We start from the raw sequence: 12,458 nt of genomic DNA, 5'->3' as shown, positions 1-12,458 counted from the left end.
GGTTTCAGAAGCGTGCACTGCAAGATTCATAATGGCGGCTCGTTGTTGTTTTGGTTTGGAGTCCGTTGCCTGTGGAAGATAGTTATCCAGGTGCTTTTGGCTGACAAACCATTTTATGTCAGCACTTCATGAGTTTTTGTCATCAATGACTCACCCTTTCAGGGGCGAGAAAGTCAATCAAATGTACTTAGGTGTACATTTGGTAGTCGTCCGAGTACATTCGCGTTACGCATTTTTGAAGAAGGTAAGCAAGATGCCCCAGGTAGGGAAGGCACGTGGCAAGGCTCAGGACGCTGGCTGGCGGGGCTCGCCGGAGGGCTGGCTGGAAGCGGCCTACGAAGCCTTGAAGGAGTCGGGCATCGATGCCGTTCGGGTCATGCCGCTGGCCAAGCGGCTGGGCTTGTCACGCACCAGCTTCTACTGGTTTTTTGAGGACCGTGAACAGTTGCTCGCCGCCTTGCTTTCTCGCTGGCGGGAGACCAATACGGGGGGCTTGATCCGGCAAAGTGAAAGCTATGCGGAAAGCATCTCCGAGGCGATCCTGAATGTGTTCGAGTGCTGGCTCAACCCGCAACTGTTCGACTCGCAATTCGAGTTCGCAGTGCGCAGCTGGGCGCTTCAGTCAGCTGAAGTGGCTCAGGAAGTCGCTACCGTAGACGAGCAGCGCATGAATGCCCTGGCGAGCATGTTCAAGCGCTTCGGCTATGACAGCCAGGGCGCTGATGCGCGAGCCAGAACGATTTATTTGACCCAGATCGGCTACATCACCATGAACACGACTGAGTTGATCACTGTGCGCTTCCAACGCATTCCTCATTACGTGAGCATCTTCACTGGCAAAGTCCCCAAGTCGCGTGAGTTGGATCGTTTCTATGGGAAGTTCGGCTATGCCGAAAAAGAACCCGGGGTCTTTGTTCCCCTAACGGACACCTTCGAAGGCAACGCCGATGATCAATGAGACCGTGGGCATCATTGGCGGAACCGGCTGGTTGGGCGGCGCGATCGCCAAGGCGGTCTTGGCGAAGGGACTGGGAGCGGCGGGAAGCCTGGTTATTTCCAATCGTTCAGGAAACCACCCATTGGCGCAACAAGGCGCTTGCCTGGTCACAGATAACCAGGACCTGGTGGATCGCAGCGACGTAGTCATCATCGCGGTTCGCCCCGAGCATTTCGCCGGCCTGAACATCAATGCGACGGGCAAAACGGTGATCTCCTTGATGGCCGGGGTCACGGTGCAGTCGATTGCTGCACAGACCTTGGCTTCGGCGGTCGTACGGGCGATGCCCAATGCGGCGGTGGACATCGAGCAGTCCTTTACGCCCTGGTATTGTTCGCACGGGGTAGCGGCGACAACGAAAAGCCTCGTGCAGCGATTGTTTGAATGTGTGGGCACTGCTGCCGAGGTCCAGGAAGAGGACTTCATCGATTACCTCTCTGCACTCTCAGGCACCGGCCCGGCCTTTCCGGCCTTGTTGATGACGGCGCTGGCCAATCAGGCGATGCTGGCCGGCATACCGAGAGACATCGCGCAGCTTGCCGCGCAAAATGTCGTGGTCAACAGCAGCCAACTACTGGCGAGCCGTGACGCCCAGCAGATGATCGACGCCTTGGTGGCCTACCGTGGTGTAACAGCCGCTGCCTTGCAGACGATGAGCCAGGGGCATTTCGAAGAGCAGATTGGAAGGGCGTTGCAGGCAGGTGCCGCCGTTGCTCGCAAAGGGCTTCAAGCGGGATAACTGAACCACCGCCATCGCGAGCAAGCTCGCTCCCACACTGAATCTTCAGCAGACCCCAAATTCATATCCAACACAGAACCCCTGTGGGAGCGAGCCTGCTCGCGATGAGGCCAGCACATTCAGCATCTTCATCGACTGTGATACCGCTTTCGCGAGCAAGCCCGCTCCCACAGGAGAAGCGCGTTCACTTCAAACCAGGCATGCCGAGCCTAGGCGAGGCACCGAGTGGTGGGGCATGAGCGTTTTGCTTACTTTTGCGCTTCTCAAAAGTGAGCCGCTGTAAGAGCGCAACCCTAAGCAGCCGTTACCGCAGCAACGGATATTCACCCCCATCCCCAGATAAAAAACCAAAAAAACGGCACTCCTCCAGAAACGAAAAGCGCCGCTCTCCTTAACCCAACACCACGCCCTATTCAGCCTTGAAGCAATACACCGCCAGCTTGTTCCCATCCAGATCCCGAGCATAAGCAGCGTAGGCATTGTCCGCCCAACCACGCGGCCCAGGCAGGCCTTCGCATACGCCACCGTTTGCCAACGCGGCAGTATGGAACGCCAGAACCGCTGCGCGGTTCGGTGCCTCGAAGCTCACCGTGACACCGTTGCCGATGGTCGCCGGACTGCCATTGGCCGGGTTGAGTACAAAAAACGAAGGCTTATCGACACCCCAGATGGAACCGGCATCGTTGAGATCGGCAACACGCTTGAGGCCAATCTCTTTCAAGGTGGCGTCATAAAACGCGCGTGCTTTTGCCAGGTTGTTGGTGCCGACGGTGACATGGGTAAAAACAGACATCTTGATTTCCTTTCTATGGGGTAACCGGATTTTCGAGCGAACTTCAGAAATGAATGACGGTGCGAATGCTTTGCCCGGTGTGCATCAACTCGAATGCCTCGTTGATTTCTTCCAGGGGCATGTTGTGGGTGATGAAGGTTTCCAGCGGGATTTCCCCACGGCGGGCCTTCTCCACATAACTGGGTAGCTCGGTGCGGCCTTTTACGCCGCCGAAGGCACTGCCGCGCCACACGCGACCGGTGACCAGCTGGAAGGGGCGGGTGCTGATTTCCTGGCCGGCGCCGGCAACACCGATGATGATCGACTCGCCCCAACCCTTGTGACAGCACTCCAATGCCGCGCGCATCAGTTGCACATTGCCGACGCACTCGAAGGAGTAATCGACGCCACCGTCGGTGAGTTCGACGATGACGTCCTGGATGGGCCGGTCATCGTCCTTGGGATTGATGAAGTCCGTCGCGCCCAATGACAAGGCAACATCGCGTTTGGCTGGATTGATATCGATGGCGATGATGCGACCGGCGTTGGCCATTTTTGCGCCGATGATCGCGGCGAGACCGATACCGCCCAGCCCAAAAATCGCGACGCTAGCGCCAGCCTCTACCTTGGCGGTGTTGAGTACCGCGCCAATGCCCGTGGTCACCCCACAGCCGAGCAGGCAAACCTGATCCAGCGGAGCCTCCTTTGGAATCTTCGCCAGGGAAATTTCCGGCAGCACGGTGTACTCGGAAAAAGTCGAGCAACCCATGTAGTGGAACAGTGGCTTGCCTTCGTAGGAAAAACGCGAGGTGCCGTCGGGCATCAGGCCCTTGCCCTGGGTCGCCCTGACGGCCTGGCAGAGGTTGGTCTTGCCGGAGAGGCAGAATTTGCACTGCCGACATTCCGCGGTATAGAGCGGAATCACATGGTCGCCGACTTGCAGCGAAGTCACGCCTTCGCCGATGGCTTCGACCACACCACCGCCTTCGTGCCCCAGCACAGTGGGAAAAATGCCTTCGGGATCGCTTCCCGAAAGGGTGAAGGCGTCGGTGTGGCAGACGCCAGTGGCGACGATGCGAACCCGTACTTCGCCAGCTTTGGGCGGGGCGACATCGATGGTGACCAGCTGCAGCGGTTCATTGGGGGCGAACGCGACAGCAGCCCTGGATTTCAAGGTCTGTGCTGACATGGGAGAGCCTCGTGCAATGTATGAAAATTGCCCCTGATGTTTGAAGTCAGGGGCATGACCTCAGATGTCTTTCAACAGCCGCAGCGCATCGTAGATGGCGGCGTGGGTATTGCGCGCCGAGACCGCATCGCCGATCCGGAACAGCTGGAAGCGGCCTTCAGGGTTGGTCACGATGTTCTGGGTTTTGCCAGCGATCAGATTGTGCTGCTCGACTGCGCCGTCATTGCTCGAATGGGGTCGCAGATCGAAGTACAAATCGTCCAGGGGAAGGGTGCCGTGGTTGATCACGACTTGATCGACCACTCGCTGTTTATGCACCTGGCCATAATCGCTGCCGAAGTTGGCAACCAACTGCCCGTCGCGCTTCTCTACGGAATCGACCCGATACGTGACGGTAAAGGTGACGTCCAGGTCCTGCAGGCTGCGCATGTAAGGCACCAGGTTCATCGCCATCACCTCCGGCGAAAACGACCGGTCAGGCGTGACGATCTCCAGTTTTGCACCGCTGTTGGCGATGACCTCCGCTGCTTGTAGCGCCGCATGGTCGCCCGCGTCGTCAAAGATCAGCACGTTCTGGCCGGGCTTGACGTCGCCGGAAATGATGTCCCAGGTCGACACCACCAAATCGTTACCCTGTTTGAGCACTTCGGTGTGCGGCAAGCCACCCGTGGCAACGATCACCACATCCGGTTCTTCAGCCAGCACCGTCTCGGCCTCGGCCCACGTATTGAAGTGGAACTTCACACCCAGGCGTTCGCATTGCGCCATGCGCCAGTCGATGATGCTGATCATCTCGCGGCGCCGTTCGCTGAGCGCAGTCAATCGGATCTGCCCGCCGGGCTGGTCGGCGACTTCGAACACCGTGACGTCGTGGCCACGTTCACCGGCGACCCGCGCCGCCTCCAGACCCGCGGGGCCGGTCCCGATCACCACCACCTTGCGCTTGGCCGGCGCCTTGGGAATTTCGTGGGGCATGGTGGTTTCACGCCCGGTTGCGGCGTTGTGGATGCAATACGCGGCACCGCCTTGATAGATGCGGTCCAGGCAATAGTTGGCCCCTACGCAGGGGCGAATGTCTTCTTCGCGCTTTTCGATGATCTTGCGCACGATGTGCGGATCGGTCATGTGCGCCCGGGTCATGCCGATCATGTCTACCTTGCCGGAGGCAATGGCGTGTCGAGCCGTGGCGACGTCCGGGATCTTGGCTGCATGGAAAGTAGGGAAGCCGGTGGCCGAGCGGATCTCGCCGGCAAAATCCAGGTGCGGAGAGTTGCGCATGCCCTGGATCGGAATCACATCGGTCAGGCCGGCATCGGTATCAATGTGCCCGCGTACGACGTTGAGGAAGTCGACCAGTCCGCTGTCCTTGAGCATGTGAGAAATCTGCATGCCGTCCTTCGCACCGAAGCCACCGGGCAGGTCTTCATCGCCGGTGTAGCGCACCCCGAGCAGGAAGTCTTCGCCGCAGCGTTGGCGGATACCGCGCAGGACGTCAAAGGTGAAGCGCAGTCGGTTTTCCAGCGAGCCGCCGTACGGGCCGTCGAGGTCGTTGGTCAATGGCGACCAGAACTGATCCATGAGGTGACCGTAAGCCTGCAACTCCAGACCATCGAGGCCCGCCGCCTTCATGCGTTCGGCGGCATCCACGTAGTCCTTGATGATTCGATCGATGTCCCAGTCTTCCATCTTTTTCGGAAAGGCCCGGTGGGACGCTTCACGGCGATGAGAAGGCGATACGACCGGGAGCCAGTCAGCCTTGTCCCAGCGCGTGCGCCTTCCCAAGTGGGTCAACTGAATCATCACCGCCGCGCCGTGTTCGTGGCATTCGTCGGTCAGATCCTTCATCCATTTGACCACCTCATCCTTATACGCCAGCACGTTGTTGAACACCGGCGGGCTGTCGCGGGATACAGCGGCGGAGCCTGCGGTCATGGTCAGCGCCACACCGGCCTTCGCGCGCTCAACGTGATAAGCGCGGTACAGATCCTTTGGCATGCCGTCGACAGGATAGGCGGGCTCATGGGAGGTGGTCATGATCCGGTTTTTGAGAGTCAGGTGCTTGATCTTATAGGGCTGCAGCAGGGGATCGCTGGACATGGTGTTGCGCTCCGGGAACAGAACATCAGGCTTGGTTTGACATAACGGTATGTCGAATGTTCATGTGTGTCAATGCATGAGACATAGGTGTACATTTTTCTTGCGTGGTGGAAAATCCAGGATTACCATCCAGTCGAAACAGGGGTGGTCCGGCTCGTGCGGCCGGTCATCACGCATCGATCCAAAGTGCAAGGGGGCTATGCCAGGAACTATGAAAGTGCTCGTTGCGGTAAAGCGTGCCATCGACCCGAATGTGAAAGTCCGGGTGAAAGCCGACGGTTCGGACGTCGAGCTCAATGGCGTGAAGATGGCGTTGAATCCGTTCTGCGAAATCGCGGTGGAAGAGGCGATTCGCCTCAAGGAGAAGGGGCTGGCATCCGAAGTGGTGGTGGTTTCGGTGGGAACTTCGGCCACGCAGGAACAACTGCGCACGGCATTGGCGCTCGGTGCGGATCGGGCGCTGCTGGTCGAGACGAGTGCGGTACTCGAGCCGCTCAATGTCGCCAAGTACCTGAGCAAAGTGATCGATCAGGAAAAGCCGCAATTGATCCTGTTCGGCAAGCAGGCGATCGACCAGGAGAACAACCAGGTCGGGCAAATGGTCGCGCAGTTGATCGGCAGCGGTCAGGCCACTTACGCCTCAGCCGTCAATCATGTCGATGGGCAATGGGTCGTCGAGCGTGAGGTCGACGGTGGCAGCCAGGTGGTCGCCCTCACAATGCCGGCCGTGGTGACCTGCGACTTGCGCCTGAACCAACCGCGCTACGCCTCTTTGCCGAACATCATGAAAGCCAAGAAAAAACCGCTTGAAACCATTGCCGCTGACACCTTGGGCGTGAGCGTGAAGGAACACGCTCGATTATTAGGGGTTGTCCCGCCTGCGGTGCGCAAAGCGGGGATCAACGTCGGTTCGGTGGCCGAGCTGGTGGATAAATTGAAAAACGTATCGGGGGTGATTTGATGCGCACATTGGTGCTCGCCGAGCACAGTGCAGGTCAGCTTACGGCAGGTACGTGGAGTGCCGTGACTGCCGCCATCGAGCTGGGTGCTGAAACGGACTTGCTGGTGATGGGCGGGCCGGACGCGTCGGCAGTGGCGCAACAGGCGGCGCTGACCCAGGGCCTGGATCGGGTGCTGCTCGCACAAGGGGCGATGTTCGAAAACGTCTTGGCTGAAAATGCCCAACCGCTGATCGCTTCAATGGTGGCCGAGGGGTATACGCATGTCATTGCAGACGCCAGCAGCATGGGCCGCAATGTGCTGCCACGGGTCGCGGCCAGCCTGGATGTCGGCATGCTTTCCGATGTCACCCACATCGTTTCGACGGACACTTTCCAGCGGCCCATTTATGCCGGCAATGCCATCGCCACGGTGCAGTCCCTCGATCCGATTAAGTTGCTCACGGTCCGCGCCTCGGCGTTCGCCCAGGCCTTGTCCCATGATCATCGTTGCGAAGTGGTGGCGGTGGAGGGCGGGCAAAGCGCAAGCAACGTGCGTTTCGTGAGCGAACAACTGACGGCCAGCGAAAGACCCGATTTGTCGAGCGCCCGCGTCGTTGTTTCCGGTGGCCGAGGGATGCAGAGCAAAGAGAATTTCGCCCTGATCGAGCGGGTGGCGGACAAGCTTGGCGGTGCCGTAGGCGCATCGCGCGCCGCGGTGGATTCGGGTTTCGCCCCCAACGATTTGCAGGTCGGCCAGACGGGGAAAATCGTCGCGCCAGAACTTTACATCGCTGCGGGTATCAGTGGCGCCATTCAACATTTGGCGGGCATGAGTGGTTCAAAGGTCATCGTTGCGATCAACCAGGACGCTGAAGCGCCGATTGCCCAGGTGGCGGATTACATGTTGGTGGCGGATTTGTTCGAGGCATTGCCGGCACTCGAAAAAGCATTGTGAGTTGAGTTGATCATTCAATTCCAGATAGACACATCAGCTCCGCCAAATGGCGGAGGAGGGCCGAACGACCGGAATACATGAAGGGTTTTCGCACAACTAAAACTTATCCATGCATAACATTAAATCCCTCGAGGAGTGTAGTGGCACTCTGCCTTGATGAGGGAACGTTAATTCTTCTGCTGCCCTGCCAATAACTATTAATACAGTACGCGGAGATGCACCATGATTACGTTATCCAGTAAAGCTTGTATCGGCTGGCTTGCAGGCCTGGCGATGGCCGCCGGCAGCCTGATGGCCCACGCCGAGGAACCCACGCCTATCCGTATCGGATGGGTGAACTGGTCGGATACGGAAATCGCTGTAAAGCTGGCAGATACGGCATTGCGCGACCATTTGAAACAACCGGTCAAATTGGTACTCGCCGATATTGGTATTCAGTTCCAGGCCCTGGCTAACGGTAATATCGACCTGATCCCGATGGTCTGGCTGCCGAGCACTCACAAGGCGTTCTACGACAAATACAAAGACAAGCTCGAAGACCTCGGCGTGCTGTATGAAGGTCGGATCGGTATGGCCGTGCCAACGTCCATTCCCACCAGCGAGATCGCCAGTGTCGAAGACCTTAACAAGCCTGAAGTGCGGGAAAAGCTTGGCGGCAAGATCCTGACATCGGAAGTGGGCAATGGCCAATACAAACTGACGGAAAAGGCTATTCAAGAATACAAGCTCGATGGCTATAAAATGGTCGCCTCTTCAGAGTCCGGGATGTTGAGCGAGCTGGATCGCAACCTCAAGCGTGACAAATGGTCGTTGATCAACGCCTGGAGCCCGCACTGGATGTTCGCCAAGTGGCCGCTGCGCTACCTGGACGATCCGAAGCAGATTTTCGGTGGCGCCGAGCAAATCCACGCGGTTGCGCGCAAAGGCTTCAGTGCCGAACATCCCGATGTCGCCCGGTTCTTCGCCAACTTCAAGATTCCCAAGGCTGACCTTGAGAAGTTGATGTCGTCCGCCCGTGACAGTTCGGCAGACAAGGTTGTTGCAGAGTACTACGCCGCCAACAAGCCTCGCTTCGAAACGATGTTCGGCAGCCAGACCGCTTCCGCGACACCGTCCCGATAATGGCCGTTGCCATCCGATAGTTGTGTTGCCGTCCGATGCCTTTCGTGAGGGGCATCGGCTGCATCGAACGAACATTCAGGCGATACCCTTGAAGACCACAGCCTATCGTCGCTTTACCCTTGATGAAGCGGTCGACTGGGTGAAGCATCTCTGCGAATCGAAGGGCTGCTCACCCGCGGTTGTCCACTCATTGGCCCAGGCCACCGTTGCTGCGCAAGCGCGCGGTAACCTGGCCGTGGGATTTCTGTATCTCGCCGATTACTTGCCGGGCTTTTCCTCTGGACGCATCAATCCACGTGCCGAGCCATGCATCACCTCCGCCGGTGCGATTATTCTCAAATCTGATGCCCCAGGCGGAATTGCCCGGCTTGGCGTAGATCGGTGTTTCGATTCGCTGTGCCATGCCGCACACACCAATGGTATGGCCACGCTGAGCCAGTGCAACAGTTTCACCAGCGGTGAACTGGGCGAACACGGCATCCGTAACGAACTGCGCATCGACGACTACCCGGTCGGACGTTACGTGGTACAGGCTGACTCACCGCTCCTCTAGGCTTCGCCGCCGCATCCTGGCATGGGCTCGATCGTGTCGCATGCGTAGCCAATGATGCGCGGCTGCTGCCGCACCAATCCAGGTGTCTGGCGCAACGTGCCAACCCCAGCCTCGCCCGCACCGGTGGTGCTAATGAAGACCGCAGCGGTGACATCTTGGGTAGCAATAGGCGCGAATTACAAATATGCAGCCGATGATAATTCTACCGAGGCGTCAGGAATCGCTGGATAAGTTTGTGTATTTGTTGAGACGCTATGGTCGGGCTCAATGCTCGCGTCGATCACGGGTTGGTAATGCCGAGCTTCTGCGCCACTTTCAGGCACAGTCTTGCACTCAGCTTTTGAAACCGTGACCCCAAGCGACGATTAGTTCAGCGTGTTGTTAATTGTGGCGTTAGGAATACTCTTTATGGTCAGTTCCAGTTCATCCCAGTCGATGCAAGACTTCAGTCAAAACTTGCGCCTTCTCTGCGGATATTATAAGTCGGTGGCGAAGGTGTGCCGCTCCCTTGATATCAACCGCCAGCAGTTCAACAAATACTTGGGAGCGCAAGCGACTCCCTCGTCCTTTACCCTGCGCAAGATCTGCGCTTTTTTTGGGGTGGATGAGGAGGAAATATTCTCCGAGCATGAATCTTTCCGCGCTCTGCTCAACAGGCAACGCACGACGCGAGAGCCGGACAGTGCGGTACCAGCCGATTTTTTCCCGAGCTCCGCGCAGGCGTTGTCGAAATACCAGGGTTACTACTTTGTCTATCTGATGTCGCCTTCCGCGCCGGGGGAGGTGATCAAGTCGATTACCCGCTTGACCCGCTCCGGCGAAAAGATCCTGAGTAAAACCTACGAGCGGATGAGGCTGGGCGATGACCAGCTGAACAGTTTCGGCATCAATAAATATCGTGGGTTCTACTTTGCCTCATCGGATCTGATTTACATCGTCGAGCGCGAGTACCTCTCGTCCCGGGGCTATATCTGGTCAGCGCTTTATCCCTCCTACCGCAGTCGTTTCCGTTTTCTCAACGGCTTGGTACTCGGCGTTTCGGGTGACAATTTCCGCCGTCCTTTTGGTGCCCATATTGTATTTGAGCACCTAGGTGAGTCGATCGACCTGCGTAACGCTCTCACCAGTTGCAGCTGTTTTCCGATTGATGCCCCTGAGATTCCCGACGAGGTGAGGTCGCGGCTGCTGGTACATCCATCAGAAGGTGAGTTCAACCTCGTCCCTCCGCTGTTTTAGTCTTTTTTTAAAATTGACGCCAGGTGACGCTTTTGGGCGTCACCTGGCGTTTTTTTCTTCGTGCTCGCGAAATTGAGCTGGCTGTGCGGCAGATCAATAATGCCGTACACCGCTCAATAGTCAGTTTCGTTAACGGTCAATCACATCATTCATTCCAGTTCAATGAGTGCCTGTTTCTACAAGTGATCCGCTGCGCCCACCATAAAAATAAGAGGAACACCGATGAAGTTAAAAAGAACATTAATGGCGGGGTTGATGGCGTTGTCCGTTACTGCGCCGTTGACCAGTGGTTTGGTGTATGCGGCAAACAATACCTTGGTTGTCGCTGATCGAGCCTCTTTCAAGGATTGGGATCCAGCCTCGGCTTTTTCGGAGGAAGTGCGGGTGCTGGGCAATATCTACGAGACACTAGTGGTATATAACGCGCCAGGCAGTGCTGAGGAGTTTTCCCCCGGGCTCGCCACGTCCTGGGAAAGCAGCGACAACGGCAAGACCTGGACCTTCAAGCTGCGGCACGGCGTTAAATTTCATGACGGTTCGGCCTTTAATGCCGCAGCGGTCAAAAAGTCCATTGATTACGTCAAGCAGCTGAAACAGGGCGCTGCATTTGTATGGAACGGTCTGGATACTGTCGAGGCCCTCGCTGACGATACGGTAGTGCTCAAGTTCAAGAGTCCCACTCCGGCCAATCTGATCGCGGCAGGTCAGTATGCCGCTTACATCATTGCCCCGGCGGCGGTGGAGAAAGGGCATGACTGGATGATGGCTCCCAACGCCATCGGTACTGGTCCCTACAAACTTGGGCAGGTCGAACAGGGCCAGCAAGTGGTGCTTGAGCGATTCGATGGCTACTGGGGCGGTTGGAAAGAAGGGCAATTTGATCGGGTCATCGTGAAGGTCGTGTCCGAAGCCTCCACCCGTACCCAGATGATCAAAAATGGCGAGGCCGGTGTCGCCTGGGATATCCCTCTTGATCAGCTCAAGGTGTTGGGAGAGGACCCCTCCATCAAGGTGAGCACCGCGCCTTCGTGGAAGAACTTCCAATTTTTGATCAATACCCAGAAGTACCCTACGAACAACCTGGCATTTCGTCAGGCGCTGCAGTACCTCTGGGACTATGAAAGTGTCACCAAAGATATTTTGCATGGCTACGGCAGCGTTCCCAAGGGGCCTTTGCCCACCAGTATCTGGGGGCATGCCAGCGTGACTATGGCCTCTTACGATCTGGATAAAGCCCGACAATTGTTGGAAGCCTCCGGTGTACCTAAGCAGGACTGGAAGGTCTCGATGCAGTACATCAGTGGCATCTATGCAAACGCTGCTGAACTATTCCAGGCGACGGCGTCTCAGGTTGGCGTTGAGGTGGAGTTACTCCCCGGCGAGTGGGGTGTGATCTGGGATAAGGCAAAGAAGCTGGATACCGCTCCCAACATGCAATCCATGGCTTGGTGGCCGACGTATCCGACACCCAGCGATTGGCTTTTCAGTGAGTTCCATACAGAGAAAACCACGCTATTCAATCTGTCTCACTACAGCAACCCAAGCTTTGATCAGTTGATCGAAGAGGCGGCGGCGCTAGAAGGCAGTGATCGGGCCCAATCCACTGAAAAGTACGTGCAGGCCCAGCAGCTACTGTCCAAGGACGCTCCTGCGATCTGGTACGCCGACGTGCAGCAGATACGTGTCTCCCGCAAAGACATCAAGGGTATGGAAAAGAGCCTGAATCCTGCTTATGAGGCGATTCTCTACTACGACTTGAATCGCTGAATGCTGAGTCGTCCTTGATGAAGTGGTACGTGTAATACCTGATTTGCCATGTAAATCGATAACCGGGCAGTTAGTTAATTTGCCGGGTCA

Annotated in this window: 10 protein-coding genes and 1 pseudogene; 8 read left to right on the top strand and 3 right to left on the bottom strand. The window is 57.2% G+C overall.

The window, feature by feature from the left end; all coding sequences use genetic code 11:
* The first annotated feature begins 253 nt into the window (after positions 1-253).
* Positions 254-958: a TetR/AcrR family transcriptional regulator gene (locus ACM6IK_RS05965; protein WP_414873563.1), complete on the top strand. Its 705-nt coding sequence runs from the start codon at positions 254-256 to the stop codon at positions 956-958.
* Complete coding sequence (locus ACM6IK_RS05960) at positions 948-1,736, top strand: pyrroline-5-carboxylate reductase family protein (RefSeq protein ID WP_414873562.1); 789 nt, start codon at positions 948-950, stop codon at positions 1,734-1,736. The genes ACM6IK_RS05965 and ACM6IK_RS05960 overlap by 11 nt, the downstream gene beginning before the upstream one ends.
* Positions 1,737-2,145: 409 nt before the next feature.
* Here the strand turns inward: ACM6IK_RS05960 and ACM6IK_RS05955 are convergent, their stop codons facing one another.
* The 3 genes from ACM6IK_RS05955 to ACM6IK_RS05945 are packed head-to-tail and all read right to left on the bottom strand — an operon-like array spanning position 2,146 to position 5,794.
* Complete coding sequence (locus tag ACM6IK_RS05955; protein WP_336072563.1) at positions 2,146-2,529, bottom strand: VOC family protein; 384 nt, start codon at positions 2,527-2,529, stop codon at positions 2,146-2,148.
* Positions 2,530-2,572: 43 nt separating this feature from the next.
* A complete protein-coding gene (locus tag ACM6IK_RS05950) occupies positions 2,573-3,697 on the bottom strand; it encodes an S-(hydroxymethyl)glutathione dehydrogenase/class III alcohol dehydrogenase (protein WP_414873561.1) in 1,125 nt (374 codons plus the stop codon).
* Between the two features lie 60 nt (positions 3,698-3,757).
* A complete protein-coding gene (locus ACM6IK_RS05945) occupies positions 3,758-5,794 on the bottom strand; it encodes an FAD-dependent oxidoreductase (RefSeq protein ID WP_414873560.1) in 2,037 nt (678 codons plus the stop codon).
* Positions 5,795-6,005: 211 nt separating this feature from the next.
* Here ACM6IK_RS05945 and ACM6IK_RS05940 point away from each other — a divergent pair, with 211 nt between their 5' ends.
* The 6 genes and pseudogenes from ACM6IK_RS05940 (at position 6,006) to ACM6IK_RS05915 (ending at position 12,368) form a co-directional block, all read left to right on the top strand.
* The gene (locus ACM6IK_RS05940) at positions 6,006-6,755 is read left to right on the top strand and encodes an electron transfer flavoprotein subunit beta/FixA family protein (protein ID WP_414873559.1); all 750 of its coding nucleotides are present in this window, start codon (positions 6,006-6,008) and stop codon (positions 6,753-6,755) included.
* Positions 6,755-7,690 (top strand): electron transfer flavoprotein subunit alpha/FixB family protein, encoded by a 936-nt coding sequence (locus ACM6IK_RS05935; protein ID WP_414873558.1) that lies wholly within the window; start codon positions 6,755-6,757, stop codon positions 7,688-7,690. The genes ACM6IK_RS05940 and ACM6IK_RS05935 overlap by 1 nt, the downstream gene beginning before the upstream one ends.
* A gap of 222 nt (positions 7,691-7,912) precedes the next feature.
* Complete coding sequence (locus ACM6IK_RS05930; protein WP_414873557.1) at positions 7,913-8,812, top strand: glycine betaine ABC transporter substrate-binding protein; 900 nt, start codon at positions 7,913-7,915, stop codon at positions 8,810-8,812.
* A gap of 58 nt (positions 8,813-8,870) precedes the next feature.
* Positions 8,871-9,520: pseudogene (locus ACM6IK_RS05925) on the top strand (Ldh family oxidoreductase); the annotation flags it as partial.
* 253 nt (positions 9,521-9,773) lie between these two features.
* Positions 9,774-10,601, top strand: coding sequence for an XRE family transcriptional regulator (locus ACM6IK_RS05920; protein WP_414873556.1), 828 nt, complete (start codon positions 9,774-9,776; stop codon positions 10,599-10,601).
* A 222-nt stretch (positions 10,602-10,823) separates the two neighbouring features.
* Positions 10,824-12,368 carry an ABC transporter substrate-binding protein gene (locus tag ACM6IK_RS05915; RefSeq protein WP_414873555.1) on the top strand — a complete coding sequence of 515 codons (1,545 nt, stop codon included), beginning with the start codon at positions 10,824-10,826 and terminating at the stop codon, positions 12,366-12,368.
* The last annotated feature ends 90 nt before the right edge of the window (positions 12,369-12,458 follow it).

It is taken from the genome of Pseudomonas sp. IT-196MI5 (assembly GCF_949767415.1).
GTDB lineage: Bacteria > Pseudomonadota > Gammaproteobacteria > Pseudomonadales > Pseudomonadaceae > Aquipseudomonas.
Note: the sequence above shows the minus strand (reverse complement) of the source record. Positions and strands in the feature narration are given on the sequence as shown.

Bases quoted from the DNA above. Each gene is read 5' to 3' on its own strand.
- ACM6IK_RS05965 (WP_414873563.1), top strand. From the start codon at position 254: ATGCCCCAGGTAGGGAAGGCACGTGGCAAGGCTCAGGACGCTGGCTGG.
- ACM6IK_RS05960 (WP_414873562.1), top strand. From the start codon at position 948: ATGATCAATGAGACCGTGGGCATCATTGGCGGAACCGGCTGGTTGGGC.
- ACM6IK_RS05955 (WP_336072563.1), bottom strand. From the start codon at position 2,529: ATGTCTGTTTTTACCCATGTCACCGTCGGCACCAACAACCTGGCAAAA.
- ACM6IK_RS05950 (WP_414873561.1), bottom strand. From the start codon at position 3,697: ATGTCAGCACAGACCTTGAAATCCAGGGCTGCTGTCGCGTTCGCCCCC.
- ACM6IK_RS05945 (WP_414873560.1), bottom strand. From the start codon at position 5,794: ATGTCCAGCGATCCCCTGCTGCAGCCCTATAAGATCAAGCACCTGACT.
- ACM6IK_RS05940 (WP_414873559.1), top strand. From the start codon at position 6,006: ATGAAAGTGCTCGTTGCGGTAAAGCGTGCCATCGACCCGAATGTGAAA.
- ACM6IK_RS05935 (WP_414873558.1), top strand. From the start codon at position 6,755: ATGCGCACATTGGTGCTCGCCGAGCACAGTGCAGGTCAGCTTACGGCA.
- ACM6IK_RS05930 (WP_414873557.1), top strand. From the start codon at position 7,913: ATGATTACGTTATCCAGTAAAGCTTGTATCGGCTGGCTTGCAGGCCTG.
- ACM6IK_RS05920 (WP_414873556.1), top strand. From the start codon at position 9,774: ATGGTCAGTTCCAGTTCATCCCAGTCGATGCAAGACTTCAGTCAAAAC.
- ACM6IK_RS05915 (WP_414873555.1), top strand. From the start codon at position 10,824: ATGAAGTTAAAAAGAACATTAATGGCGGGGTTGATGGCGTTGTCCGTT.